Source organism: Xinfangfangia pollutisoli (genome assembly GCF_020179405.1).
GTDB lineage: Bacteria > Pseudomonadota > Alphaproteobacteria > Rhodobacterales > Rhodobacteraceae > Pseudogemmobacter > Pseudogemmobacter pollutisoli.
The window spans coordinates 1-25,620 of the sequence record NZ_JAICBZ010000008.1 but is presented as its reverse complement, the minus strand read 5'-3'; the positions used below and the strand labels follow the sequence as shown (position 1 = coordinate 25,620).

Annotated in this window: 23 protein-coding genes; 10 read left to right on the top strand and 13 right to left on the bottom strand. The window is 66.3% G+C overall.

Annotation, left to right across the window (positions count from 1 at the left end; translation table 11 throughout):
• Positions 1-50: 50 nt before the first annotated feature.
• The 8 genes from K1Y73_RS04955 (at position 51) to K1Y73_RS04920 (ending at position 9,109) form a co-directional block, all read left to right on the top strand.
• Complete coding sequence (locus K1Y73_RS04955; RefSeq protein WP_225026900.1) at positions 51-878, top strand: SUMF1/EgtB/PvdO family nonheme iron enzyme; 828 nt, start codon at positions 51-53, stop codon at positions 876-878.
• Positions 879-1,006: 128 nt separating this feature from the next.
• A complete protein-coding gene (locus K1Y73_RS04950) occupies positions 1,007-1,714 on the top strand; it encodes a Crp/Fnr family transcriptional regulator (protein WP_225026898.1) in 708 nt (235 codons plus the stop codon).
• Positions 1,715-1,860: 146 nt separating this feature from the next.
• A complete protein-coding gene (locus K1Y73_RS04945) occupies positions 1,861-2,298 on the top strand; it encodes a pseudoazurin (protein ID WP_225026897.1) in 438 nt (145 codons plus the stop codon).
• 248 nt (positions 2,299-2,546) lie between these two features.
• Positions 2,547-3,410: an RHS repeat-associated core domain-containing protein gene (locus K1Y73_RS04940; protein WP_225026895.1), complete on the top strand. Its 864-nt coding sequence runs from the start codon at positions 2,547-2,549 to the stop codon at positions 3,408-3,410.
• Positions 3,411-4,539: 1,129 nt separating this feature from the next.
• On the top strand, positions 4,540-5,178 hold the full coding sequence (locus K1Y73_RS04935; RefSeq protein ID WP_225026893.1) for a hypothetical protein: 639 nt from the start codon (positions 4,540-4,542) through the stop codon (positions 5,176-5,178).
• A gap of 352 nt (positions 5,179-5,530) precedes the next feature.
• Positions 5,531-6,685: a phosphoserine transaminase gene (locus tag K1Y73_RS04930; protein WP_225026892.1), complete on the top strand. Its 1,155-nt coding sequence runs from the start codon at positions 5,531-5,533 to the stop codon at positions 6,683-6,685.
• 66 nt (positions 6,686-6,751) lie between these two features.
• Complete coding sequence (serA, locus tag K1Y73_RS04925) at positions 6,752-8,350, top strand: phosphoglycerate dehydrogenase (RefSeq protein ID WP_225026891.1); 1,599 nt, start codon at positions 6,752-6,754, stop codon at positions 8,348-8,350.
• 141 nt (positions 8,351-8,491) lie between these two features.
• Entirely contained in the window at positions 8,492-9,109 is a 618-nt protein-coding gene (locus K1Y73_RS04920; RefSeq protein WP_225026890.1) for a dimethylsulfonioproprionate lyase family protein, read from the top strand.
• Here K1Y73_RS04920 and gndA read toward each other — a convergent pair.
• Positions 9,106-10,509 (bottom strand): NADP-dependent phosphogluconate dehydrogenase, encoded by a 1,404-nt coding sequence (gene gndA, locus K1Y73_RS04915; protein ID WP_225026889.1) that lies wholly within the window; start codon positions 10,507-10,509, stop codon positions 9,106-9,108. The two genes, K1Y73_RS04920 and gndA, sit on opposite strands and share 4 nt — an antisense overlap.
• Before the next feature lie 106 nt (positions 10,510-10,615).
• On the opposite strand from gndA, the gene K1Y73_RS04910 reads away from it, so the two are divergent.
• A complete protein-coding gene (locus K1Y73_RS04910; RefSeq protein WP_225026888.1) occupies positions 10,616-11,347 on the top strand; it encodes a metallophosphoesterase family protein in 732 nt (243 codons plus the stop codon).
• A 3-nt stretch (positions 11,348-11,350) separates the two neighbouring features.
• On the opposite strand, the gene K1Y73_RS04905 is transcribed toward K1Y73_RS04910, so the two are convergent.
• Positions 11,351-11,881 (bottom strand): DinB family protein, encoded by a 531-nt coding sequence (locus K1Y73_RS04905; RefSeq protein WP_225026887.1) that lies wholly within the window; start codon positions 11,879-11,881, stop codon positions 11,351-11,353.
• Between the two features lie 224 nt (positions 11,882-12,105).
• Between K1Y73_RS04905 and K1Y73_RS04900 the strand changes: the two genes are divergently transcribed.
• A complete protein-coding gene (locus K1Y73_RS04900; protein ID WP_225026885.1) occupies positions 12,106-13,578 on the top strand; it encodes a flavin-containing monooxygenase in 1,473 nt (490 codons plus the stop codon).
• Positions 13,579-13,649: 71 nt separating this feature from the next.
• Here the strand turns inward: K1Y73_RS04900 and K1Y73_RS04895 are convergent, their stop codons facing one another.
• The 11 genes from K1Y73_RS04895 to K1Y73_RS04845 form a co-directional block, all read right to left on the bottom strand.
• On the bottom strand, positions 13,650-14,600 hold the full coding sequence (locus K1Y73_RS04895) for a carbohydrate kinase family protein (RefSeq protein WP_225026884.1): 951 nt from the start codon (positions 14,598-14,600) through the stop codon (positions 13,650-13,652).
• A complete protein-coding gene (locus tag K1Y73_RS04890; RefSeq protein ID WP_225026882.1) occupies positions 14,600-15,583 on the bottom strand; it encodes an ABC transporter permease in 984 nt (327 codons plus the stop codon). Before K1Y73_RS04890 ends, K1Y73_RS04895 begins: the two co-directional genes overlap by 1 nt.
• A 1-nt stretch (position 15,584) precedes the next feature.
• A complete protein-coding gene (locus K1Y73_RS04885) occupies positions 15,585-16,598 on the bottom strand; it encodes an ABC transporter permease (RefSeq protein ID WP_225026881.1) in 1,014 nt (337 codons plus the stop codon).
• On the bottom strand, positions 16,595-18,121 hold the full coding sequence (locus tag K1Y73_RS04880) for a sugar ABC transporter ATP-binding protein (RefSeq protein ID WP_225026880.1): 1,527 nt from the start codon (positions 18,119-18,121) through the stop codon (positions 16,595-16,597). Before K1Y73_RS04880 ends, K1Y73_RS04885 begins: the two co-directional genes overlap by 4 nt.
• An 83-nt stretch (positions 18,122-18,204) precedes the next feature.
• Positions 18,205-19,173, bottom strand: coding sequence for a sugar ABC transporter substrate-binding protein (locus K1Y73_RS04875; protein ID WP_225026879.1), 969 nt, complete (start codon positions 19,171-19,173; stop codon positions 18,205-18,207).
• Between the two features lie 103 nt (positions 19,174-19,276).
• Positions 19,277-19,924 carry a class II aldolase/adducin family protein gene (locus tag K1Y73_RS04870; protein WP_225026979.1) on the bottom strand — a complete coding sequence of 216 codons (648 nt, stop codon included), beginning with the start codon at positions 19,922-19,924 and terminating at the stop codon, positions 19,277-19,279.
• A gap of 248 nt (positions 19,925-20,172) precedes the next feature.
• On the bottom strand, positions 20,173-21,012 hold the full coding sequence (locus K1Y73_RS04865; protein ID WP_225026878.1) for a GntR family transcriptional regulator: 840 nt from the start codon (positions 21,010-21,012) through the stop codon (positions 20,173-20,175).
• 125 nt (positions 21,013-21,137) lie between these two features.
• A complete protein-coding gene (gene dhaL / locus K1Y73_RS04860) occupies positions 21,138-21,761 on the bottom strand; it encodes a dihydroxyacetone kinase subunit DhaL (protein ID WP_225026877.1) in 624 nt (207 codons plus the stop codon).
• Positions 21,762-21,784: 23 nt separating this feature from the next.
• Positions 21,785-22,777, bottom strand: coding sequence for a dihydroxyacetone kinase subunit DhaK (locus K1Y73_RS04855; RefSeq protein ID WP_225026876.1), 993 nt, complete (start codon positions 22,775-22,777; stop codon positions 21,785-21,787).
• A gap of 4 nt (positions 22,778-22,781) precedes the next feature.
• Complete coding sequence (locus tag K1Y73_RS04850; RefSeq protein ID WP_225026874.1) at positions 22,782-24,599, bottom strand: thiamine pyrophosphate-binding protein; 1,818 nt, start codon at positions 24,597-24,599, stop codon at positions 22,782-22,784.
• Positions 24,600-24,609: 10 nt separating this feature from the next.
• On the bottom strand, positions 24,610-25,440 hold the full coding sequence (locus K1Y73_RS04845; RefSeq protein WP_225026873.1) for an enoyl-CoA hydratase/isomerase family protein: 831 nt from the start codon (positions 25,438-25,440) through the stop codon (positions 24,610-24,612).
• Positions 25,441-25,620: the final 180 nt, after the last annotated feature.

The window sequence follows — 25,620 nt, the reverse complement described above, 5'->3', positions numbered from 1 at the left end:
CGCTGCGCGGGCCGTTCCGCGCAGCGGGCGATTTTCACCGGAGATCGGCCATGCAGACCGGCCTTGTTTTCGTCTCGGTCGTCGTTGCGGCGCTGGCGGGACTGGTGCAGATTGAGCTGCCCGGTTGGGCCGACGCGCCGCCGGCTGGCGGGCCGCTGGCGCCGCAAGTGGTGCGGCTTGATCCCACCCCGTTCGAGCATCGTCTTGACGGCGAATGGAAAAGGGACGGGCTGCCGGCGGATGCGCCGCGGGTTGTCGTCTCGATCCCGGCGCCGGTCGATATCATGGCCCTGCCGGTCAGCCATGGCGACTGGATGGCCTGCGTGGCCGATGGCGCCTGCGCGGCCCCGGGCCAGATCGCGGCCGATCCCGATCTGCCGGTCACCGCGGTGAACTGGTATGATGCGCAGGCCTATGCGGCCTGGCTGTCGGACCGCACCGGCCAGACCTGGCGGCTGCCCACCGATGTGGAATGGGCCTATGCGGCGGCCGATCTGTTCCGCGACGATGCGCTGGGCGTCGAAAGCGACCCCGCGAACCCGGCCACACGCTGGCTGGCGGAATATCAGCGCGAATCGGCGCGGTCGCGCGATCTGGACCGCGCATTGCGGCCGGTGGGCCGGTTGAATGTCAACGCTTTGGGCGTGCATGACATTGGCGGCGCGGTCTGGGAATGGACCTCGACCTGCCTGCGCCGGGGCGAGATCGACGCGGAAGGCCGCATCCTGCGCGAAGCGGAAAGCTGCGGCATCTATATCGCCGAGGGGCTGCACCGCGCCGCGATGATCGACTTTGTCCGCGATCCGAAATCGGGCGGCTGCTCGGTGGGCGTGCCGCCCGCCAATCTGGGGTTTCGGCTGGTTCGCGCGCGGGGCTAGGACCTGCCCGGCCGCCTTTCGCCCCCCCCAGGGCGCCATAAGAACACCCTGGCGCGCGTATTTGCGCCGGGATGAATATCAATGCTTTGATTCTGCCCCGTTTTGCGGCACCGAAGGGAAGGGCCTGAGTGAAAGCGCAAAGCGTGGCGATCGACATCTCCCTGGTGCGAAATCTTCCGCTGTTCCGCCAGATGGAGCCGGCGGCGCTGGCGCGTCTGATGGCGCGTGCCACGCCGGTCCGGGTTTTGCAGGGCGATACGGTGTTCGAGCAGGGCAGCCAGGCGGTGGCCTTCTATCTGCTGCTGCATGGAAGGCTGAAGGTCAGCCAGGTCACGGCCGATGGTCAGCAGGTGATGGTGCGGGTCGTCCATCCCGGCGATCTGTTCGGTTTTGCCCGCGCGCTGGCCCGGCCCGATTATCCGGGCACGGCCAAGGCTGCGGTGGAATCGCTGGTGATTTCCTGGCCAATGGCCGATTGGGATGCGGTGGTCGAGACCAATCCCCGCCTTGCGATCAACGCGATGCAGACCATCGGCCAGCGGCTGGACGAGGCGCATACCCGCCTGCGCGAGATGTCGACCCAAGAGGTCGAGCGCCGCGTCGCCCATGCCGTCTTGCGGCTTGCCGAGAAGGCGGGCCGGGTCGAGGCCGCGGGTACGCGCATCGACTTTCCGATCACCCGGCAGGACATTGCGGAAATGACCGGCACCACCCTGCACACCGTCTCGCGGCTGCTTTCGGCCTGGGAGGGTCAGGGGCTGGTCGAGGGCGGGCGGCAGAAGCTGACCGTGATCGATGCCGCGGGCCTGGCCAGGATCGCCGATCCACAGGGCTAGCGCCCCCTGCCGTTGCCGCGGCCGCGCCCCTGGACGGGCAAAGATGTTTCCTGGTCTTTGCGTTCGCGCAAAGTCAGGGCCGCGACTTTGGCCTAGAGATGCCTGCAACGGATCAAAGCCACGATCCGCATCATCGGAGATCAGACATGAAACTTGCCACCCTTCTCGCCGCTCCTGCCCTTGTGCTTGCCCTGGCCGGGGCCGGATTTGCCGCCGAACATGAAGTTCACATGCTGAACAAGGGCCAGGCGGGCGCCATGGTGTTCGAGCCGGCCTTCGTGAAGGCGGAACCCGGCGACACGATCCATTTCATCCCGACCGACAAGAGCCACAATGTCGAGGCGATCAAAGAGATCCTGCCCGCGGGCGTCGAGCCGTTCAAAAGCAATATCAACGAGGAATACACGCTGACCGTGACCGAGGCCGGGCTGTACGGGGTGAAATGCACGCCGCATTTCGCGATGGGCATGGTGGCGCTGATCCAGGTCGGCGATGCGCCGGCCAATCTTGATGCCGCACAGACCGCCAAGCTGCCGAAGAAGGCGCGCGCGCGGATGGATGCGGAAATCGCCCAGGTCCAGTAACGGGCCTTCCGGCAGCGGCGAGACGCCGATCACAGGCAGAGGGGCGGCCGGCACGGCCGCCCAAACCGCGGCGAAGACCAGAAGGCGCGGCAGGGTCAGGAGACGAGGGTCAAGGACCCGCTCATCAACCGCGCGCGGCGTGATTCCGCCTCCGCAAGGAAGCGGCCCCCCTGCCCCCCTACGCCAATCGGGTCACGGAAAGCATTCAATACGCCGCAGGCAGAGGCTGGATCAATCAGATCGCAGGGTTGCGGCCCGGCACCACGACCGCCTTCTATGGCGTGGGCTTTTCCCGGTCCGCCACTGGGCGGATCAAGCGGCAGGACACCTGGGGCGACAGCGCGAGCGCTTGTGACTTCACCTATGACGCCAATGGCAACATGCTGACCGGGCTGGGCGGCAAGGTGATAACCTATGATGGCGAGAACCGGCCGCTGTCGGTGACATTCGCCGGCAAGAAGACCTGCTATGTCTATGGCGCCGACGGCAAACGGCTGAAGAAGATCGACAATCTTGCGACCACGCAGGATTGCGCGACGATCCCGGCCAGCGCCCCAGCGACGGTCTATTTTGGCGTGGTCGAGATCCGGGACTGGAAGCTGGCCACCGAACATGTGATCACCTACCCGCATCCGAATGTGAAACTGGTGAACGGCAGGACCCCGGCCGAGGCGACCTATCTGCACCGCGACCACCTGGGCTCGGTCCGCGCGATCACCACGCCCGCGGCCGAGGTCATCGAGAAGGCGGTCTACATGCCCTTCGGCGCGCAGTCAGAATGGCTCTCGCCCGGCCAGACCGCACCCGAGACCAAGGGCTGGATCGGCGAGCGCTACGACGCCGATGCCGGGCTGCAGTATCTGAACGCCAGGTATTATGATCCGGTGCTGGGCATGTTCGTCCAGCCCGACTGGTTTGAAGTGACCATGCCAGGCGTCGGGACAAACAGGTATGCGTATTCCCACAATGATCCGGTTAATAAGATGGATCCGGGTGGGAACCTTACGTACAAGGACGGGGCGAAGCTCTTAGAAGATGTCTATGACAACGACACTGACGCACCAGAAGGTTTCGGAGTTATCGATGGTTGGGGCTTAAAGAGATGGGCCTAAATCCGGACCAGTTTGTCGATGAGGAAACTGGACTGAAGGCTAGACTGTATCAGAATACTGAAACTGGGGAATATACACTCGCTTTCGCCGGAACTGAGGGCTGCCTCTCCTGTACTGATTGGCGCCAAAATGGAAAAGAGCTCTCAGGGGCATCCGAGCAGTACGTTCAAGCAGTAAATCTTGGTAGAAGAGTAGCAAAAGCCGTTTATAATCAGGGGGGCGACCTCTCATTCACCGGCCATTCTCTAGGAGGGGGGCTCGCTCAGGCGGCAGTATGGGGATTGAGTTACGGACCTTACAGAGAGGCAAAATTGCACAATAGCGCAGGAGAATCACTTATCACTTCCCTGCGTACGGCCAGACGAGTCTTCGACCCTGTTATCGACGTCCAGAATTACGCAGTAGTTGGATATCCATTGACAACTACACCAGCAATCGGTGGCGTTTTGAAGAACACCACTTTGATGCACATGCGTCCAGGCAGCTCATGGCGTCCGGGATACCGGCATAGCATGATTGCCGTTCGAATCGCCATAGATTATGGCTTGTTTGAGCCATTCCGAAGGGTGCACTTATGATGAAAAAATGGTGCATTGCGATAATTGCCTTAATGTTGGGCGTTTCTGCTTGTACCCAGCAGAGCTTCGAGACGTTGTTAACCGTACCAATTTCAGAATTCGGGGCGGGCGCTTCTGCTTACACCATATCGTCCGACCTAAAAAATTATCTTGAAAAGAGTAATATGACATGCGAGGCGTATGGGGAGGCGCCAGGCTTGAGTTGTCATGAGAAATCAGGAAGAGATCTTCTCTCAACGATACGGGTGAAATTTGAGGGTGAGGCGTCTGTGTTCCGCGTGTGGACGCTCGCTGTTGTATTTAAAATTCATGACAGGAATAAAGTTCATGATAATACAGAGCGACTTTTGAGGAATTTCTTGGGGGAGCCGCGGTGGCAATCTGTTCATCGCTACGTGGATGGGCGGGAGGTTGATCCATAATACCGGCTTCGGGGACTTCGAGCTCTTGTCACATGGAGGAGTTGCGATGCTTGTACCGACTTTCTATTGACAGACTTGCGCGATTCTATAAAGTCACCTAAATCAAGTCAAAATGGGTCATTCCATTTTTTGGAAATCGGCAATGGTCCGTCGGAGCCTTCAAACCGACACGGCTTCGCTCTCCTCCCCACTCTCGCCCTTCTCCTCCTCCTCGCCGCGATCACCCTCGCCCTGCAATCCCGCAGCCAGACTTCCCTGCGCCTTCTCTCGCGCCTCACCACCGACCTCCACGACCGCGCCGCGCAGGATGCGCTGACGGATCGGCTCCGCGGGCTGGTCGGCGATGCGATGGCCAGCCCCGCGCCGCTGCCCGGACGGCCGCGGCTTGACGGCACCCCCTTCGCGATGGATTGGGCCGGGCAGAGCTGGCAGGTACGGGTGCAGGATGTCGAGGGGTTGGTTGAACTTTACCTCGCCGCGCCCGAGACGCTTGCCCTGCTGCCCGCCGATGCCCGGGCACGCGAGGCGGCGCTTGCCGCGCTGCCGCCTGGAACTCGGTTTCCGACGCTGGCGATGGCGCTCGCGCGGTTCGGGATCGACCCGACACAGGCCGCCGGCCTGGTTACCCAATCCGGCCGCACCGGCACTTTGCGGCTTTCCACCCTGCCCGAAGACCTGCGCCCGCGCGCCAAAGTCCTGCGACCCGGCCCGCGCGAAGGCGAGCAGATCACCCGCGTGCAGCTGCGCTTCGAGAAGCCCGGCGGTTAGAACGCCAGCCGTTCCGCCTGCACGTCCCGCCGCCCGACACCGGTGCCACCACAACGCTCGCAGCCCGCGCCGCCGCAAGAGGCGCACCCGCACGCGCTTGGGACAGCGGAGGAAAGCCGCGACCGCGAGGTGGAACCGGCCAAGGCCATCCCGGAAGCCACGCAGGCCGTTTTGCGGATCTTCCGCGGCTTGCCCGCGGCGCTTCGTGCATCGTTCCGCGTCGATCTGCACGGACGTTCCCCCATATTCGCGCAGCTTCCTTTTTTCCTTGCAGTCTTTTCTCAGGGCGGATAGTCCCGGCGGCGGGACACCCTTCCCCAACGAAGGGCATATATCTGGAAGGATACCAGACATGGCACTGACCGCCCCGGCAACGCGCCCGGCCAATCCGCGTTTCTCTTCGGGCCCTTGCGCGAAGATCCCCGGTTTCTCGCTCGACATGCTGGCTGATGCGCCCCTTGGGCGTTCGCACCGTGCCGCCATCGGCAAGGCCAAGCTGAAAGAGGCGATCGACCTTACCCGTGACATTCTGGGCGTGCCGGCGGAATACCGCATCGGCATCGTGCCCGCCTCGGATACCGGCGCCGTCGAGATGGCGCTGTGGAGCCTGCTGGGCGCGCGCCCGGTGGAAATGCTGGCCTGGGAATCGTTCGGCGAAGGCTGGGTGACCGATGTGGTCAAGCAGCTGAAGCTGGATGCCACCGTGAAGAAGGCCCCCTATGGCGAGATCGTCGATTTCGCGACGGTCGATTTCGACAAGGATGTGGTCTTCACCTGGAACGGCACGACCTCGGGCGTGCGGCTGCCCAATGCCGATGCGATCCCGGCCGATCGCCAGGGCCTGACGATCTGCGATGCGACCAGCGCGGCCTTTGCCATGGACATGGACTGGGCCAAGCTGGATGTTGTGACCTTCAGCTGGCAGAAGGTGCTGGGTGGCGAGGGCGGGCATGGCGTCCTGATCCTGTCGCCGCGCGCGGTGGAACGGCTTGAAACCTATACGCCCGCCTGGCCGCTGCCGAAGATCTTCCGCATGACCTCGAAGGGCAAGATTTCCGAAGGGATCTTCGTCGGCGAGACGATCAACACGCCCTCGATGCTGTGCGTGGAAGACTATCTGGTCGCGCTGAAATGGGCCAAGACGATTGGCGGGCTGAAGGGGCTGATTGCCCGGTCGGAAGCCAATGCCAAGGCGATTGCCGATTTCATCAAGGGCAAGGGTTGGATCGCCAATCTGGCGGTGGATCCGGCGACGGCGTCTTGCACCAGCGTGTGCCTGAAGTTCACCGATCCGCGCATCACCGACGGGGCGGCCTTCGCCAAGGCCGTGGCCAAGCGGCTGGAGAAGGACGGCGTGGCGCTGGATGCCGGCGCCTATCGCGACGCCCCCCCCGGTCTGCGGATCTGGTGTGGTGCGACGGTCGAGACTTCGGACGTGCAGGCGCTGATGCCCTGGGTCGAATACGCCTTCAACGCCGAGATCGCGGCGCTGTCGCAAGCGGCCTGATTTGCGGGCGGCGGGGTGATCCCCGCCCCCTACCCCCCCCCAATTCCCCCATACAGGAGCCCCATGATGGCCCGCCCTCGCGTTCTCGTTTCCGACGAATTGAGCGAAACCGCCGTGCAGATCTTCCGCGACCGTGGCGTCGAGGTCGATTACATGCCGAAACTTGGCAAGGACAAGGAAAAGCTGGCTGAAATCATCGGCCAATATGATGGCCTGGCGATCCGCTCGGCGACCAAGGTGACCGAAAAGCTGCTGGAAGGCGCGACCAAGCTGAAGGTTGTCGGCCGCGCCGGGATCGGCGTCGACAATGTCGATATTCCGGCGGCCTCGAAGAAGGGCGTGATCGTGATGAACACGCCGTTCGGCAATTCGGTGACGACGGCCGAACATGCCATCGCGATGATGTTCGCGGTGGCGCGGCAATTGCCCGAAGCCTCGACTTCCACCCATGCCGGGAAATGGGAGAAGTCGAAATTCATGGGGGTCGAGCTGTTCAACAAGACGCTCGGCGTGATCGGCGCGGGCAATATCGGCGGCATCGTCTGCGACCGCGCGGTGGGGCTGCACATGAAGGTGGTGGCCTATGATCCCTTCCTGTCGGAAGAGCGCGCCAAGCAGTTGGGCGTGCAGAAGGTAGAGCTGGACGAGCTGCTGACGCGGGCCGATTTCATCACCCTGCATGTGCCGCTGACCGACAAGACCCGCGGCATCCTGAATGCGGAAAACCTGGCCAAGACCAAGAAGGGCGTGCGGATCATCAACTGCGCGCGGGGCGGGCTGGTCGACGAGAAGGCCCTGGCCGAGGCGCTGAAATCGGGCCATGTCGCGGGCGCGGCCTTCGACGTGTTCGAGGTGGAGCCGGCGACGGAAAGCCCGCTGTTCGGGCTGCCGAATGTCGTCGTCACCCCGCATCTGGGTGCGTCCACCACCGAAGCGCAGGAGAATGTGGCGCTGCAGGTGGCCGAGCAGATGTCGGATTACCTGCTGACGGGTGCGGTGCAAAACGCGCTGAACATGCCGAATGTGACAGCGGAAGAGGCGGCCGTCATGGGCCCCTGGATCAAGCTTGCGGGCCATCTGGGCAGCTTCATCGGCCAGATGACGGACGAGCCGATCCGCGCGATCAACATCCTTTATGACGGCAAGGTCGCCGACATGAACATTGCCGCGCTGAACCAGGCGGTGATCGCGGGGGTGCTGAAGGCGCAGAACCCGGATGTGAACCTGGTCTCGGCCCCGGTCGTGGCCAAGGACAAGGGCATCCAGATCTCGACCACGCGGCAGGACAAGACCGGGGTCTTCGACGCCTATATCAAGGTGACGATGGTGACCGACAAGCGCGAGCGTTCGGTCGCGGGGACCTGTTTCTCGGATGGCAAGCCGCGCTTCATCCAGATCAAGGGCATCAATATCGACGCCGAGGTGGGCGAGCATATGCTGTACACCACCAATGAGGACGTGCCGGGGATCATCGGGCTTCTGGGCATGACCATGGGCAAGAACGGGGTGAACATCGCGAACTTTACCCTGGGCCGGTCGGGCGTGGGGCAGGATGCGATCGCGATCCTGTATCTGGACCAGCAGATCGACCCGAAAGTGGTCGAGACGCTGAACGCGACGGGGATGTTCCAGCAGGTGAAGCCCCTGCATTTCGAAGGGGCTTGAGGGGCGGCAAGCGCCGGGGGTTTCACACCCCCGGGCCCCCGTGGGATATTTTTGCAGAGAGGAAGGGGCCAGGGGATTTTCCTGGCCCTTTTCTTTTGCGCCGGGTTGCGGGAGGCTGCGGCGGGCATCGCAGGGGTGAGCATGCGCAACGCGGATATGGATGCTTTGCTGGCGGCCCTGGCCGGGATTTTTGCGGGCGAGGGGCGGGAGGCGGCCTTACGGTCGGCGGCGCTGCTGCGCGGGGCGATGGGCGGCGATCTTTGGGCGGCACAGCCGAACTGCGGGTTTGAGGCCGAGCTTTTCGCCACGGCATCCGCGCCGGGCGCGCATCCGGCGGCGGCTTTGGTCGCGGCGGCGCAGCCTTGCCTGCCCTGGGGGACCAATCCGGCGGATGGCAAGTTAAGCGCCGAGGCGGCGGCGGCCACCGCTTCGGCCACTCTGCTGGGGCCAGGCGATCCGATCCGCTGCGAGGATCTGCTGGTCGGGTTGTTCTGGCAGCGGCCCGGCAGCTATTACGCGCTTCACAATCACGATGCCGACGAGACCTATGTGATCCTGGCCGGCGGGGCCGTGTGGCGGGCGGGCGCGGACAAGCGCCGGCGGGGGCCGGGCGAGATGATCCACCACCCGTCAGGGATGCCGCATGCGTTCCAGGCCGGGCCGCAGGGGCTGCTGGCGGCCTGGCGCTGGTCGGGCGATGTGAACTTTCAGTCCTACACGATGCTGCCCGACCCGGAAGCGCCCCCCGAAGCCCCTTAGCCGTGGTCGCCCCAGGGGCCGTGATGGACGGGTTTGCCGTCCAGCCGGTCGAAGCCATGGGCGCCGAAGAAATCGCGCTGGCCCTGGATCATGTTCGCCGTGCCGCGCGCGGTGCGCATCGCGTCGAACCAGGCCAGGCCCGCCGACAGGGCCGGCAGGGCATGGCCATGGAGCGCCGCCGCTGCCACCACCCGGCGCAGCGCGCCATGGTGCTGGTGTAGCAGCGCCGCGAAGGCAGGCGCGAGGATCAGGTTGCGGTCGGGGGTTTCGGCCAGCGCCCGGGCCATGTCGTCCAGCATGGCCGAGCGGATGATGCAGCCGGCGCGCCAGACTTTCGCGCATTCGGGCAGGGGCACGCCCCAGCCGAAGCTTTCGGACGCCGCCGCCAGCATGGTGAAGCCCTGCGCGTAGCACAGGATCTTGCCCGCGATCAGCGCGCCTTCCAGATCCGCAAGCGGCAGGTCCAGCGGCTGAGGGCCAGCGCCGAATTCGGCCTGGCCCTGCGCCCGTTCGGCACGGCGGGCCGAGACGTTGCGGGCCGAGACCGCCGCCTCGATCACCGGGATCGGGGCGGCCAGGTGCTGGGCCTCGATCGCGGTCCAGCGGCCGGTGCCCTTCTGGCCGGCGGCATCCACGATCACATCCAGCATCGCGGCGCCGGTTTCGGGGTCGGTCGCGGCGGCGACGGCGGCGGAAATCTCAATCAGGTAGGATTTCAGCGGGCCCGCGTTCCAGCCGGCAAAGACCGGCGCGATCTGGGCAGAGGTTAGGCCCAGCCCATCGCGCATCAGCCCGTAGGCCTCGGCGATCATCTGCATATCGGCATATTCGATGCCGTTATGCACGGTCTTGACGAAATGCCCCGCCCCGCCCGGGCCCATCCAGGTCGCGCAGGGCGTGCCGTCATGCCGGGCCGCGATGGTTTCCAGCACCGGAGCCACCCGGTCCCAGGCCGCCCGCGGGCCGCCGCCCATGATCGAGGGGCCGTGGCGCGCGCCCTCTTCCCCGCCCGACACGCCCATGCCCAGAAAGGCCTGCCCCTTGGCCTGCGCCTCGGCGCTGCGGCGTTCGGTGTCGTGGAAATTGGCGTTGCCGGCGTCGATGATCAGGTCATCCGGCGCCAGAAGAGGGCGCAACGCGGCGATCTGGCTGTCGACCACGGGGCCGGCGGGCACCATCAGGATGATCGCGCGCGGCGGCGCGATGGCGGCGACCAGCGCCGGAAGCGAATCGGTGGGCAGGATGCGGTCGGCCAGTGCGCCGGCCGCGGCGTGGAAATCGCGCGTGACCTGGGCGGTGCGGTTCCAGACCGCGATGCGGTGGCCCTTTTCCGCGATGTTCAGCGCCAAGGCGGCGCCCATGGTGCCAAGGCCGATCAGGCCGATCCGGGCAGGTTCCATCGCCGCATCCTTTCCGACTGTTTGCGCTGACATAGCACAGGCGGGCGCCGGGCTGAACCGCCGCTTCGCGCTTGTCACCGCATCGGCACGGGCCTAAGCAGGCGGCATGCACTGCTATGCCATCGGCGATATCCACGGTCATCTTGACCTTCTTCAGGCGGCCCATGCGCGGATCGCGGCGGATATGGCGATCCATGGGCCGGGCCCGGTGATCCATGTCGGCGATCTGGTCGATCGCGGCCCCGACAGCCGCGGCGTGGTCGAGCATCTGCGGCAGGGAATCGAGGACGGGCGCGACTGGGTGGTGCTGAAGGGCAATCACGACCGGATGTTCAGCCGCTTCCTGCGCGACCCGACCGAGCCCGAGCCGGGCCTGCGTTCGGAATATTCCTGGCTGCATCCGCGGCTGGGCGGCGCCGAGACGCTGGTCTCCTACGGGGTGCGCCATGCCGGCGACCGGCCGGTGGCGCCGGTGCATGACGAGGCGCTGAAGAAGGTGCCCGAGCCGCATCAGGCCTTTCTGGCGGCGCGGCCCTGCTGGCACCGGATCGGCGATGTGGTCTTCGTGCATGCGGGCATAAGGCCCGGCGTGGCGATGGAGGATCAGGTCGAGGACGATCTGGTCTGGATCCGCCAGCCGTTTCTGGAAGACATGCGCGACCATGGCTTTCTGGTCGTGCATGGCCATACCGCCATTCCCGCGCCGCATCACCATGGCAACCGGCTGAACATCGACAGTTCGGCCGCCTATGGCGGCCCGCTGAGCGCTGTGGTGATCGAGGGGCGCGAGGCCTTTCTGCTGACCGAGACCGGGCGCGTGGCGCTGCGGCCTGAATAGGGCCTAGGTCTCCAGCCAGGCCCGGGCGCGCGGCACGCGGCCGAACTCCAGATAGAAATCGTCCAGCTGCGGCGGCGCGATGCCGGCACTGTGCAGCTGCACATGCGCCTGGCCGCGATGGTGGATCTGATGCTGCACCAGATGCAGCAGCAGATGGTCGACCCGCTCCTCCACCGGCCCGTCGCGGCGGATCGTGCTGCGGGGTTCGGCCAGGGCCGCCGGGGTCAGCGCCTTGCACAGCGCCAGAAAGCGGCGATCCTCGGCCGCCTGGGCGGCGGCAAGCGCGGCGGGGTCGGTGATTTCGGGCCGCGCGATCTGCGCATAGGGCTGCGGGCGGCCTTCCAGCGCGGCCAGATAGTAGCGGTCGACTTCCAGAATGTGGTTCAGCGTCTGGCCGAGCGTGGGAAAGAAGCCGGGCCGCGGCGCGGCAAAGGCGGCCGGGTCAAGGCCGCGAAGGGCGGCATGCAGGGTTTCATTCGCCCAGGCATTGTTGCGGGCCATCTGGACGAAGGGCAGGATCGGATCGGCTGTCATCGGGATCTCCGCTGGGTACGGCGTCATCCTAGGCGGCGCGCGGCGCGATTGCATCGGCGATGTGCCGGGGGGCGGCGGTCGCGCCTCGTGCAATTTCTGATTATACTCAGAATTCATTTGACCGGCAGAGCCGGCTCGGGAACAGTCATCCCAAGGCCCGAAGGCGGGCCAAGGATCGGGGCCGGAAGAGGAGCCGGCATCTTTTGCGCAAAGAGGGAGGGGACATGACGGAACAGGTTGCAGTGATCGGGGCGGGGCCGGCCGGGCTGGCGGCGGCGCGCTGGCTGAAGCAGCGCGGGCTGAGGCCGGTGCTGATCGAGGCGCATGACGGGATCGGCGGGCAATGGGATGGCAGCAATCCGCTGTCGGGCGTCTGGCCCGAGATGCGGACGAATACGGCGCGGATCACCACCTCATTCTCGGATCTGGATTATCCGGCCGATGTGGCGGTTTTCCCCCGCAATCAAGAGGTTCTGGCCTATCTGCGCCGCTATGCGCAGATGTTCGGCCTGCTGGACGGGGCACGGCTGGGCAGCAGGCTGCAGGCGCTGGATCAGGTGCCGGGGGGCTACAGGCTGCGGCTGGAAAGCAGGGACGGGATCGAAGAGATCACCGTGCCGCGGGTGGTGATCGCCTCGGGGCGCTACAACAAGCCGAACATCCCGGCGATTCCGGGGCTTGCGGGCTTTACCGGCGAATTGGGCGCCCGCCACGCCTTTCATTACAAATCGCCCGAGGCGTTCCGCGGCAAGCGCGTCGTTGTGGCGGGCGGGTCGATCTCGGCGCTGGAGATCGCCTCGGACCTGGCGATGCTGGGCAGCCGCGCGGTGGTGCTGTCGCAGCGGCGGCAACGCTATGTGATGCCCAAGATGGTGCGCGGTGTGCCGTTGGAATATTACGCCTTCACCCGCGGCGGCGCCTTGATGCGCGACCATGCCACTGCCGAGGAACTGGACCGCGCCCAACAGGATTTCGTGCTGGCCTATGGCGGCGATCCGGCTCGCTATGGCGCGCCGAAGCCGCATCCCGATATCCGCAAGGCCGGCTTCACCGGCAGCCAGCACTACCTGAATCTGGTGGCGGAAAACCGGCTGGCGGTGCGGCCATGGATCGCCCGGGTTCAGGGCCAGACGGTCACCTTCACCGATGGCAGCGCGGTTGAAGCCGATGCGATCATCATCGGCACCGGCTTCGATCTGAACCTGCCCTTCCTGTCGCCCGAGATCGCCCGCACGCTGCAGGCCGATGCCAAGGGCCTGTGCATCGCCGATTTCACCTTTCACCCCGATCTGCCGGGGCTGGCCTTGATGGGGCTGTGGCCGCAGCAGGGCCCCTATCCGGTGCCGCTGGAACAGCAGGCGCGCTATATCGCCTATGCCTGGTCGGGCGCGATCCCGGCCCCGTCGCGGGCGCGGCTTGAGGCGGGGCTGGCGGCCTGCACCGCCGAGGCGCAGTTCGGTGATTACCGCGACCAGAACGAGATGGCGCTGCGCTTTGCCCGGCTGTGCGGCACCGATCCGGCCGGGGTGGGCGATGCGGCGCTGCAACGGATGCTGGCGGCCTCGGCCACCACGGCGATCATGTTCCGCATGACCGGCCCCGATGCGCTGCCCGATGCGGTCGAGCGGTTCAGGGCGCAGTTCCACCGCTTTGGCCCGGCGCTGGACGCTGCGGCCGAGACGGCGCTGGCCTCGTGACAGGAAAAGGGCGGGCTCCCACGGCCCGCCCTTTCCCGCCCCGCCGGGATCGCCTGCGATCGCCGGCGCGGCTAGGCGGCACGAAGCGGGAGCATCTCCATCGCCGCCCAGGTATCCGCGAAAGAGGTGAGCATGCCTTCCGAGCCCAGCGCCATGGCAACGCGCGCCGAGGCGGCGGTGGCGAAGCGCAGGGTCTGTTCCAGATCCCAGCCCTTGGTCAGGCCGGTGATCACCCCGGCGGTGAAGCAATCGCCGCAGCCGGTGGTGTCGACGACGCGAATGTCATGCGCGGGCAGGCGCAGCGTCGCGCCATCGGCGGCGCGCGCATAAACGCCCTCGGCCCCCAGCGTCAGCACCACATTGGCAGCCCCCTGATCGTGCAACGCCTGTGCCACCTGGGCCGGGTCCGAAAGGCCGGTCAGCTCGCGCGCTTCTTCGATCGAGGGCACGAACCAATCGACGAAAGGCAGCATCGGCGCCACCAGCGCCGCCACGGCGGGCGTGGCCTGGATCAGATCGAAGGTGGTGACCAGACCCCTGGCCTTGGCTGCCGCCAGAAGATCGACCGAAGGGCGGCCGTCGAAGCGGCGCAGAAGGCCGGTGCCGCCCAGATGCAGGATGCGCGCATCCAGCACGGCCGGATGATCGGCCGGCGTCAGGCTGAACAGCGCCGCGGTGCCCGGCACATGCAGCGCCGGGCGTTCGCCATTCGGCCGGACCGGCAGGATCGTCGCCGAGGTCTGGGCCTGGTCGGTGCGGGCGATGCAGCGGCAATCGACCCCCCGCCCTTCCAGCGTCGAGACCAGGAAATCGCCCATCGCATCCTGCCCGACCAGCGACACGGCCCGGGTCTTCAGCCCCAGGATCGCGCAATCCAGCGCCGTGGCGCCGGCGGTTCCGGCCACGGTCATGCGGATTTCCTCGATGTAATCCGCCCGCCCGCCTTCGGGAATCCGGGTCACCGGCCGGCCCAGGATGTCGACGACATAGAAGCCCACGCAAGAGACGTCGAAGCTGGCCATCAATGCCCCCTGCCCCGCAGCCCGAAGCTGAGCGCCAGCACGGCAAAGACCAGAAGCCCGATGCCCACCTGCTGCCAGTAGAAGTTCCAGCCCACCAGCAACAGCCCGTTGCGGGTGACGGCCAGCAGCAGCACGCCGATCAGCGTGCCCAGAACGCTGGGCCGGCGCTGCGCCGAAATCGTGGTGCCGATGAAACAGGCGCCGATCGCGTCCAGCAGATAGCCGTCGCCCGACAGCGGCACATAGCTTTTCACCGTCGAGGACAGAAGGATCCCGGTCACGCCGCACAGGCCCGCGGCAATGATATAGACCAGCGAGGTGTGGAAGGGCACCCGGATGCCGGAATACCAGGCCACGCCCGGCTGCGCGCCCAGCGCACGGATATAGCGCCCGAAGACCGATTTGTGCAGCAGCACATAGACGGCGATCGCGATCGCGGCCAGGATCAGCATCGGCGTCGGAATGCCCAAGACCTCGGATTTCACGATGGCGTTGAAGGTGGGGGCGAATTTCGCATTGGCCAGGTAGACCGGCTTGCCGCCGCCCGAGGCGATCTTCTGCACCGACTGGCCGATGAACAGGATGCCCAGCGTGGCCAGGAACGGGCTGATCCGCAGCCGCGTGATCAGGATCGCGTTGATCAGCCCCACGACCAGCGCCGCGCCGATCCCGGCAAACAGCGCCGTGCCGACGAAGACGCCCGCTTTCAGCAGCATGATGAAGGCCATCGAGGCCATGTCGACCGAGACGCCGACCGACAGGTCGATCCCGCCCGAACTGACCACGATCGTCATGGCGATGGCGACGATGGCCAGCATCACCACATTGTTCAGGATCAGGTTGTACAGGTTCGCCCCGGTCAGGAAGCTGGGCGCCGCGATGGCAAAGCCCGCGACGATCACCACCAGGGCGAAGATCACCGCATAGTTGGAAATCGCCTTCAGCCGCTCTTCGATGGGCATGGGGGTGGACAGGTTCAGCATCTCATTTCCCCTGCGGTTTGGCGAAGGTGGTGACGGCCACGACCATCAGGATCAGCACGCCCTGCACGCCGTTGACCCAGTAATAGGACACGTTCGACAGCTGGAACCCGTTGGCCAGAAAGCCGATGAACAGGGTCGACAGGATCGTGCCCCCGGCCGTCGGCACGAAGCGGCGCGAGAAGACGGTGCCCAGAAGGGCCGCGGCCAGAATGGCCAGCAGCAATTGCCCGGTGGCCGTGGTCGAGGCCGAAAGCCGCGCCACCAGAAGGATGGCCGCAAAGCCCGCGCAGAAGCCCGAGAAGGCATAGGTGCCGGCGACATAGGCGCCCACATTGATGCCCGCGGCGCGTGCGGCCTCGGGGTGGCCGCCCACGGCGTAAAGCCGCAGGCCGATGCGCGAATAATGGATCGCCCAGGTCATCAGCGCCGAGAACAGGATGAAGATCCAGGCCAGCACCGACAGGCCCAGGAAACGGCCGGTCGCAATCAGCTGGGTGACCGTGGAATTGGCGCCGATCACCTGGTTTTCGGTCACCGTCAGCTCCAGCCCCGCGACGATGTTCATCACCGCAAGTGTCGCCAGAAGCGGCAGGATGCCCAGCCGCACCACGGCGAAGGCGTTCAGCAGCCCGACCGCGATGCCGGTGCCGATGGCCGCCGCGGCCGCCGCCAGATCGCCCGAGCCGCCGGCCAGAAGCGTGGCATAGACCGCGGCGCAAAGCCCGGTATTGGCGGCAATCGACAGGTCGATCCCGCCGGTCTGCACATCGGTGCCGCCGCCGATCAGCACCACCGCCATGCCGAAGGACAGAACGCCCATGACGGCGGTCTGCTCGATCACGTTGAAGATGTTCGCGGGCGAGACGAAGCCGCGGGTGGTGAAGGCGAACCAGGCCATGATCAGCGCGAACATCGCCAGGGCGCCCAGGCGCAGGACCAGGGTGCCCTGGCGGCGCAGCGCGCCCCGGGCGCGGGCCGGCTTTGCGGCGGTTTCTGCGGCTATGGTCATCGTCATGCGGTCTCCCTCGCGGTCTTGCGCGCGGCGCCGGAGGCGGCCGCCAGCAAGCTGTCGGTATCGGCCTCGGCCCGGGTGAATTCGTCGATCAGCTCGCCCCGGTAGATGACGAGCGTGCGGTCGCACATGCCCACCAGCTCTTCCAGTTCCGAGGACATCAGCAGGATCGCCGCCCCCTCGGCCGCCAGCCGGTTCATCAGGTTGTAGATTTCCACCTTGGCGCCCACGTCCACGGCGACGGTGGGTTCATCCAGCACATAGATGCGCGACTGGCAGGACAGCCATTTCGCGATGGCCACTTTCTGCTGGTTGCCGCCCGACAGGTTCCTGACCAGATTGTGCCGGTGCGGCGTCTTGATCGACAGGTCGCGGATCAGCCCGTCGACGATCGCCGCCTCCTTGGCCGCCGAGACCAGCCCGCCCTTGGCATAGCGCTGCATCGAGGCCAGGGCGATGTTGTCGGCAATCGACAGGCCCATCGCCACGCCATGGGCGCGCCGGTCTTCGGGCAGAAGGGCGATGCGCCGGCCCACGGCCTGCACCGGGCTGCCCAAGGCCACCTCTTGCCCGTCAATGGCGACGCGCCCCGCATCGGGCCGGTCCAGCCCGAACAGGCATTGCACCAACTCCTTGACGCCCGAGCCCAGAAGCCCGGTCAGCCCGACGATCTCGCCCGCGCGCAGGGTCAGCGACACATTGCGGAAACTGCCATCGCGGCTCAGCCCCTGCACCTCCAGCACCGGGGCGCCGATGGCGACGCTGCGGGCGGGGTACATCTCGCCCATGTCGCGGTTGATCATCATGGCGACGATCTCGTCGATGCCGGACTGCCGCGGATCGACCACGCCCACATCGGTGCCGTTGCGCATCACGGTGACTTCGTCGCAGATCTCTTCGATTTCCTGCATGTAATGCGAGATGAAGATGACCGAGATCCCGTCATCGCGCAGCCGGCGCAGCACGCGGAACAGGCTGTCGACCTCGCGCTTGACCAGGGCGGCGGTGGGTTCGTCCAGGACCAGAACCTTGGCCTCCTGCGCCAGCGCGCGGGTGATCTGCACGATCTTCTGCTGGGCGGTGGTCAGATCCTGCACCAAAGCATCGGCGGGCAGATCCAGATCGAAATAGTGTTTCAGCAATTCGGCCGAGCGGCGGCGCATGGCGCGCAGGTTCAGGAAGGGGCCGATGCGCGGCTCATGCCGCAGAAAGATCGCCTCGGCCACGGTGGCGGTCGGCACCAGAAGCCGGTCCTGATGGATGAAATGCACGCCCAGCTTTTCGACCAGCGCCGGGGTCAGGCGGGTGACCTCTTGCCCGTCGATGCGGATCGTGCCGGCATCGGGGCGCAGGATGCCCGCCAGAACCTTGATGATGGTGGATTTCCCCGCCCCGTTCGCGCCCACGAGGCCGTGGATGCGGCCGCGATGGATGGTCAGGCTCGCCTCTTCCAGCGCCCGCACCGGGCCGAAGCGTTTCGAGATGCCCTGCATCTCGATGATCGCGGACTGTGTGTCCAGCGGCATGTGTTTCTCCCTCTGCCCGGTGATGCGATCGGGCCGGGCGGCAATCGGGCCGCCCGGCCGGTCGGCTTGTGCGCCTGCGCGGCTCAGTCGGTCGAGGGCAGGGTCGGGATCACCTCGGCCGCGTTTTCCTTGGTGACGATCAGATGCGGCACATAGGTAAAGGGCGGCACTTTCTGCCCGGCCAGATGGGCCGCGACATTCTGCACCGAGGCCTTGCCCATGCCGACCAGATCCTGGATCACCACCGCCCCGGCGGCGCTGGCTGGATCTTCGATCATCGCGATGAAATCGGCCGAGCCGTCGACGCCATAGGTGCGGATGCCGGTGCGGCCCGCGCCGTCGATCGCCTGGGTCACGCCGATCAGCGGCACGTCCCAGCAGGCCCAGACCGCCGAGATGTCACCCTCGTTCGGATATTTGGTCAGCATGTCCGACGTGTCGGCATAGGCGCGCTGGGCGGTGTTCGGGATGACGTCGCGCATCTCGGGCTCGATCACCTTCACATCCGGGAAGTTCGAGATGACGTATTTCATCTGGTCGTAGCGGATCTTGCAGGGCGGCACGCTGTAGAAGCCGTTGAAGACCAGGATATTGCCCTTGGCATTCATGTCGGCGACCATTTTCAGCGCCAGCTGTTCGCCGATGCCGTAATTGTCGGAGGCCACGACATTGGTGGCCGAAGGCGTGGTCGTGTCGATGGTGAACAGCGGGATGCCCGCCTCTTTCACCCGCGCAAGCCAGGGGTTCAGCACTTCGATATTGCCCAGAATCTCGATGATCGCATCGGGTTTCTGCGCGATCAGCGTCTGGATCTGGCTGACCTGGGTCTGGTCATTCGACTGGGCGTCCAGCGCGATGACCTCGGCGCCCAGCCGTTCGGCCTCGGCGATGGCGCTTTGGTAGAACAGCCGGTCGGCCTGGTTGTCCGAGCGGATGGTGGTGATGCCGATCACCTTGCCTTCCAGCGACAGTTCCTCGGCCATGGTGACCGAGGCCGACAGCATCGCGGCGAAGGCCGCGCCGCCGAAGGCGAGAATCTTCAGTCCTGACATTCATTCCTCCCAGTTTTCGCGGCCCGGGGGCCGCCCCCATTCGCCCCGGCTCCTCCGACCGGAACTTTGTGGCCAGCGCCCCCTGCGGGGCGGCAGCCCTGTCTCAGACCTGCGCGTAACCCTGCATGGCCGCGCGCACGCCGGCAATTTCCGCATCCGGCAGGCGCGGCGGCTCTCCCATCGCCAGGCTGGCCAGATACATCCGCGCCAGGGTTTCAACCTCATGCGCCAGCCACAGCGCCTGATCGAGGTCGCGCCCCAGCGCGATCAGCCCGTGATGGGCCAGAAGGCAGGCCATGCGCCCGTCCAGCGCCGCCAGCGCGGCATCGGACAGTGCCTGGGTGCCGAAGCGCGCATAGGGCGCGCAGCGGATCTCGGGGCCGCCGGCGATGGCGACCATGTAATGCACCGCCGGGATCGGCCTGCCATGCAGCGCGATCGCGGTGGCGTGGATCGGATGGGCATGCACCACGGCCGCCACATCCGGCCGCTGGCGCAGGATGTCGTAATGGAAGCGCCATTCGCTTGACGGCCGGCGGCGGCCCTGCGGGCGGCCTTCGGCATCCAGCCGGACGATGTCTTCGGGCTGCATCCGGTCATAGTCCAGCGAGGTGGGCGTGATCAGCAGCCCATCGCCCTGGCGCAGGCTGATATTGCCCGACATGCCCTGGTTCAGACCCGAGGCATTCATCGCGCGGCAGGCGGCGATGATCTGGTCTTCTGGCCGGTCTTCTGGCCGTTCTGCGGGCATCAAGGATCGGCGCCGCGGCTGCGACGGTGGTGCGATCGGCATCTCGGCGCTCCTCCCTGTTCGCGCGTCGACGTTATGTTCTGAGGGTGCCCTGACCGGGCGGGCCCTTGGCGGGTCTGCGTCCGGGTTTTCCCGGTTGAGATCGAGGTTAGGCGCATGGGCCCAAAAGTCAATCTGGTTATTACCAGAAACAGGCGGTTTTGCGTGCTTTCCTTCCCCCGAGGGTTCCGCCTGACGGGAAAGTTCCGTCAAACGGAAATATGGATCCGCGCATGGTTGGAATCGTAATAGGCGGTGTAAAATTCGACCGGCTCGCCGGCCTGATCATAGGCGATTGATTCGATCACGATGATCGGCTGATGGGCATCGACCTTCATCAGCTTCACCGCCTCGGGCGAGGGCATTTCGGCGGTGAACCAGCGTTCGGCGCGGCGGACCTCGATGCCGAAGACCGTGCGCAGGGTTTCGTAAAGCGAACGGTTGGTCATATCCAGCTTCTCCATGTCCGGCACGCGATGGCCAGGCAGCGAGATCCAGCTGAGCGTGATCGGATGGCCTTCCATCCGGTACATCCGGCGCAGGCGGATGACGGTTCCGGCCTCGGGCAGGTTGAAGACCTGGCGTTCGCGCGCATTGGCGGGGGCGCGGAAGAATTCCAGCGTATCGGTGGAAACGCTGATCCCCTTGGCGGCCATATCGCCGAAAACGCTGATATTGGCGTTCAGAAAGTCGGTCTGGCGCCGTTCGGGCGAGACGAACATGCCCTTGCGCGGCAGTTTCACCACGCTGCCTTCGTCTGACAGCGCCCGGATCGCGGCGCGCACGACGGGGCGCGAGACGTCAAGCAGGCTGCACAGCGCCTGTTCCGAGGGCAGGCGGGATTCGGGCGGCAGGTTGCCTTCGCGGATCGCCGCACCGATCTGGTTCTTCAGCTGCACCCAAAGCGGCGCCGGGGCGGTGCGGTCCAGCACGAAGCCCGCGCAAAGCGCGCGGAAATTCTCGGCCGCTTCCTGATCTTCCAGATCATAGCTCGGCCGGCCGCGCCCCCGCGCGCCCGGCTTGGCTTCGGTTTCGGTTTCAGGTTTCACCGATACATCCACTGCAGCGCCCCTTCCGTCATCCGGGCGTCATGATAGCAGCTTGCGCCCGACCCGCCCATGCCATGGCGCGCAGGCGCAGCATGGGCGGCAGTTCCGCTGGGCGGGACCGGGCGTCAGCCCATCCGCGCGGCCAGCGCCTCGCACCACAGGGTGAAGGTCATCGCGCCCGGATCGGGATGGCCCAGCGAGCGTTCGCCCAGCGCCCGCGCCTTGCCGGTGGTCGCCACCATGTCGCGCGTGGCATCCATGCCGGATCGCGCCGCCCGGGCCATGCCGGTCAGGGCCAGGGCCAGATCCTGCGGTCCGGCGGCCAGGGCCGCGATGGCGGGTTCGGCGGCGTCGATCATGGTCTTGTCGCCGGCCTTGGCCTTGCCGCGATCGCGGACCGCCTGCAGCCCGGTCGCGAAGGCCGCGGCCAGAGCGGCGGGTTCGGGCAGATCGCCCGGCGGCAGGGCCTTGCCGGCGGCCTGAAAGAAGGTGCCGAAGATCGCGCCCGAGGCGCCGCCGCTGGACATCATCAGCGCCCGCCCCCCCGCCTGCAGGCTGGCGGCGGCATCGCCGCCTTCCTGTTTCGCCAGCGCCTCGGCAAAGGCGCGAAAGCCGCGCGCCATGCCCAGGCCATGATCGCCATCGCCAATCGCCTGATCGGCCTTGGTCAGCACATCCTTGGCCGCAACCACCGCCTCGGCGGCGGCGGCCAGCCCGGCCTTGAAGCCGGCCTTCTGCGTCGCTTCCATTCCATCCTCCCTCATGCGCCCGCTCAGGGTCGCAGGAAACTTTCATTCGCCGCCGGCCGCGCCAGCAACGCCTCCATCTCGGCATCCAGGCGTAACAGCGTCAGCGAGAAGCCCGCCATCTCTTGCGTGGTGCAATAGGGCCCGATCCAGGTATCGACCACCGTGATGCCCTTTTCCGCCAGGCGCTGATGGGCGCGGCGGGTGACGACATACAGTTCCATCAGCGTGGTCGCGCCCATGTCATTGACCAGAAGCGCCACCCGGTCGCCCGCGGCCAGCGGGTAGTCGCCGGCCAGCTTGTCGATCATCAGATCGGTCAGCGGATCGGCCTTGGCCATCTTCAGCGTGGCCACGCCCTTCTCGCCATGCACGCCCATGCCGACCTCGATCTCGTCCTCGGCGATCTCGAAGGTCTTCTCGCCGGTATCGGGCAAGGAGCCGGGCGAGAAGGCCACGGAAAGCGAGCGCAGATTGTCAGCCACGCGCTGCGCCAGGTCGGCCGCCTGGTCCAGATCGGCGCCGGTGCCGCAGATTGCGCCGGCAAGTTTCAGCGTGAAGAACGACCCCGCCAGCCCGCGGCGCCCCAGTTCCGGCGCCATCGAGACATCCTCGCCCGTCCGCACGGTGCGGGTGACGATCCCGTCATCGGCGGCCAGTTCGGCGGCGATTTCGTAATTCATGTTGTCGCCGGCATAATTGGCCTGCAGATACAGCACCCCCTTGCCCTGATCGGCCGCATGGGTGGCGGCCAGGATCACATCGGGCGTGGGGGCGGCAAACATGTTGCCGCAGGCCACCGCATCGGCATAGCCCGGGCCGATCAGCCCCTGATACATCGGCTCGTGCCCCGAGCCGCCGCCGACCACGATGCCGACCTTGCCGGGTTCAATCGCCGTGCGCACCAGCACCGGCAGATCCTCCAGCAGCCGCACCCGCCCATGCGCGGCGAAGACCACGCCCTCGGCGATCTCGCGCACCAGGTTTTCGGGATCGTTGATAGCCTTCTTGATCACCATGGTCTCAGTCCTGCTTTTTCGCCAGAGAAGGCGAAACCTTCCATTGCCGCAACTGGTAGACGCTGCCCGGGCGGCGAATTTCCTTGGCCGGGTTCTGCAGCCGGCGGCGCAGGCTGTGGATGGGGGTCGCCACCGGATCGCTGCGCACCTCGACGACCGAGGGCCCGTCATAGGCGAAGGCCTCGGCCAGCGCCGCCTCGATCTGGTCGGGGCGTTCCACCAGAATGCCCTTCAGCCCCAACCCGGCCGCGGCCGCGGCATAGGACGGTTTGGCATGGTTCGATTCCAGATCCACCGACAGGCGGGTGCCGTTGTAATAGATCTGCTCCCACATCTGCAGCCAGGCGATGATGCCATTGTTGAAGATCAGGTTCACCACCCGCATCTTGTGCTGCGCCTGGGTCGCCAATTCGCCGATATAGAAGGACGATCCGCCATCGCCCGCCACGGTCAGCACCCGCGCCTCGGGCCGGGTCATCGCAGCCCCCAGCGAGGCCGGAACCGAATAGCCCAGGCTGCCCTGGCCGCGGGCATAAAGGAAATGCCGCCCCGCGCCCTGGGCCAGCAGATATTGCCCGATCCAGCCGGACGAGAAGCTGGCATCCGAGATCACGATATCCTCGGGCTTCAGCAATTGCGCCACGCTGCGCAGGACCCGGCCGGGATGGATCGGGGTCGATTCATTCTCCCAGTCGGCGCGGATGATCGCCTGCTGCGCCGCCCGCACCTCGTTGCAGCGCGCCACCCAGGCCGGGTTTTCGCGCGGCGTCAGCATCGGGATCAGATCGCGCAGCGTTTCGCGGATGTCGCCGAACAGCGCCACCGTGGGCCGGAAGGTGCGGCCATGTTCCTGCGGGTCGTCATCCAGCGTGATCGTGGCCTGGCTGGCGGTCGGCAGCGTCCAGTTGTTGGCGGTGTTCTGGCTGGCCTTGGAGCCGCACCAGAAGATCAGATCCGCCTCGGGCGCGATGTCCAGCGCGGCCTTCGACCCCATCGGGTTCAAAACGCCCATGGCCAGCGGGTCATGTTCGTCGATCACCCCCTTGCCCGACAGCGAGGTGACGATCCGCGCGCCGCTGACCTGCGCCAGCTGGCGCAATTCGTCATAGGCAAGCGAGGCATGCACGCCCCCGCCGGCTACGATCAGCGGCCGTTCCGCCGCCGCCAGTTCCGCCGCCGCCGCCGCCAGATCGGCCTGCAGCGCGCGGGCGCGATGGGCGGGGGCGCGGATATAGCGGTCGTCGATCAGGATCGGCTGGGTTTCCGGGTCCCAGGGGTGATCCATGATGTCATGCGGCACGATGATCGCCACCGGCCCGGGCCGCGGCGAGGTGGCGATGCGCCAGGCGGTGCGGATGATCTCGGGGAAGCTTTGCGGGGTGGGAACCAGGAAGGCCTCTTTCGAGATCGACTTCAGATAGCTCAGCTGGTCAAAGCCCTGGCTGGCCACGCCCTTGGCCTTCAAGGGCAGCCAGTCGCGCGGCAATTCACCGACGATGGCGATCAGCGGGATCGAGGCGTTCAGCGCCTCGACGAAGCCATCGGTCAGCTTGGTCGCGCCGGGGCCGACCGTCACGTCGCAGACGCCGGGCTTGCCGGTCAGCCGCGCATAGGCATCGGCGGCATAAACGCCGTTGCGCTCGTCGCGCACCAGCACATGGTTGATCCGGTCGCGCCGGTTGGCGATGCCTTCATACAGGCCGCAGGTCTGCCCGCCCGGCATGCCGAACACCACCTCGACGCCATAGGCGATCAGCATCTCGGTCAGCATGTCGCCCATATGCAGGCTGGTCGCGGTCTCGGCCATTTTCTGATCCTTCATTGCCGCCCCCTCAGGTCAAAGCGCCATAGCGGCTGTCGCGGTAATCCAGCGCCTTGCGCAGGCCCTGTTCACGCACGCGCGTGACGAATTCGGTCTTTTCCGGCGCCTGGGCTGCGTTCAGCGTGGCGGCGAGATCCAGGTTCACATTCACCGCGTTGCGCAGGCCCATCGCCTCATAGGCGCGGGTCAGCGCGATCTTGGTCAGGCGCAGGGTGATCAGCGGCGTCAGCGCGATCTTCTGGGCCAGCTGATCGACCGTGGCGTCCAGCGCCTCGGGCGCGACGGTGCGGTTCACCAGGCCCAGACGTTCGGCCTCGGCCGCGGGAATGGTGTCGCCGGTCAGAAGCAGTTCCATCGTCTTCTTCTGGCCCAGGACAAAGGGCATCAGCAGGGTGACGGGGCCCGAGCCGAAGCGGATTTCCGGCTCGCCGAACTGGGCGCGGTCGGTGGCGATGATCATGTCGCAGGCCATGGCCAGCTCGCAGGCGCCGGCCAGGCACCAGCCATCGACCGCCGCGATCGTGGGCTTTTGCGAGGCCCAGACCGCCATCGACAGGCCGACATTGTTCGACAGCGCGCCATGCCAGTCTTCCGGCCGGGCCAACCCGACTTCGACCTCTTCGGCAATGTCGTAACCCACCGAGAAATGCGCCCCCGCCCCGCGCAGCACGATGACCTTGACCCGGTCATCGGTCTGCAGCGCCTGGACATGGCCGGTCAGCGCCTTGACCACGGTCGAGGACAGGGCGTTGATCTTCTTCGGCCGGTCGATCGTCAGCCAGGCGACCGTGTCGCGGATTTCGCATGTGACGACATCCGCCGCCTCTGCCTTGGCACTCATGTTTTCCTCCCTTGAAACCCGTGGAGCCGGCCGCCCCGGGGCGGCGCGGCGTCAGGCCGGCGCAGACTGGCCGGTCCGTTCGATCTGCAATTCTCCGGCGGCCAGCATCCGCCGCATCGCCGCCTTGTCGGGCTTGCCCACGCTGGTGCGCGGCAGGGCGTCCACCCGCGCCCAATGCGC

What these genes read in the sequence shown, in the direction of transcription:
- K1Y73_RS04955 (WP_225026900.1), top strand. Translation starts at nt 51, where the DNA reads ATGCAGACCGGCCTTGTTTTCGTCTCGGTCGTCGTTGCGGCGCTGGCG.
- K1Y73_RS04945 (WP_225026897.1), top strand. Translation starts at nt 1,861, where the DNA reads ATGAAACTTGCCACCCTTCTCGCCGCTCCTGCCCTTGTGCTTGCCCTG.
- K1Y73_RS04930 (WP_225026892.1), top strand. Translation starts at nt 5,531, where the DNA reads ATGGCACTGACCGCCCCGGCAACGCGCCCGGCCAATCCGCGTTTCTCT.
- serA (WP_225026891.1), top strand. Translation starts at nt 6,752, where the DNA reads ATGGCCCGCCCTCGCGTTCTCGTTTCCGACGAATTGAGCGAAACCGCC.
- K1Y73_RS04920 (WP_225026890.1), top strand. Translation starts at nt 8,492, where the DNA reads ATGCGCAACGCGGATATGGATGCTTTGCTGGCGGCCCTGGCCGGGATT.
- gndA (WP_225026889.1), bottom strand. Translation starts at nt 10,509, where the DNA reads ATGGAACCTGCCCGGATCGGCCTGATCGGCCTTGGCACCATGGGCGCC.
- K1Y73_RS04910 (WP_225026888.1), top strand. Translation starts at nt 10,616, where the DNA reads ATGCACTGCTATGCCATCGGCGATATCCACGGTCATCTTGACCTTCTT.
- K1Y73_RS04905 (WP_225026887.1), bottom strand. Translation starts at nt 11,881, where the DNA reads ATGACAGCCGATCCGATCCTGCCCTTCGTCCAGATGGCCCGCAACAAT.
- K1Y73_RS04900 (WP_225026885.1), top strand. Translation starts at nt 12,106, where the DNA reads ATGACGGAACAGGTTGCAGTGATCGGGGCGGGGCCGGCCGGGCTGGCG.
- K1Y73_RS04895 (WP_225026884.1), bottom strand. Translation starts at nt 14,600, where the DNA reads ATGGCCAGCTTCGACGTCTCTTGCGTGGGCTTCTATGTCGTCGACATC.
- K1Y73_RS04890 (WP_225026882.1), bottom strand. Translation starts at nt 15,583, where the DNA reads ATGCTGAACCTGTCCACCCCCATGCCCATCGAAGAGCGGCTGAAGGCG.
- K1Y73_RS04885 (WP_225026881.1), bottom strand. Translation starts at nt 16,598, where the DNA reads ATGACGATGACCATAGCCGCAGAAACCGCCGCAAAGCCGGCCCGCGCC.
- K1Y73_RS04880 (WP_225026880.1), bottom strand. Translation starts at nt 18,121, where the DNA reads ATGCCGCTGGACACACAGTCCGCGATCATCGAGATGCAGGGCATCTCG.
- K1Y73_RS04875 (WP_225026879.1), bottom strand. Translation starts at nt 19,173, where the DNA reads ATGTCAGGACTGAAGATTCTCGCCTTCGGCGGCGCGGCCTTCGCCGCG.
- K1Y73_RS04870 (WP_225026979.1), bottom strand. Translation starts at nt 19,924, where the DNA reads ATGCCCGCAGAACGGCCAGAAGACCGGCCAGAAGACCAGATCATCGCC.
- dhaL (WP_225026877.1), bottom strand. Translation starts at nt 21,761, where the DNA reads ATGGAAGCGACGCAGAAGGCCGGCTTCAAGGCCGGGCTGGCCGCCGCC.
- K1Y73_RS04855 (WP_225026876.1), bottom strand. Translation starts at nt 22,777, where the DNA reads ATGGTGATCAAGAAGGCTATCAACGATCCCGAAAACCTGGTGCGCGAG.
- K1Y73_RS04850 (WP_225026874.1), bottom strand. Translation starts at nt 24,599, where the DNA reads ATGAAGGATCAGAAAATGGCCGAGACCGCGACCAGCCTGCATATGGGC.
- K1Y73_RS04845 (WP_225026873.1), bottom strand. Translation starts at nt 25,440, where the DNA reads ATGAGTGCCAAGGCAGAGGCGGCGGATGTCGTCACATGCGAAATCCGC.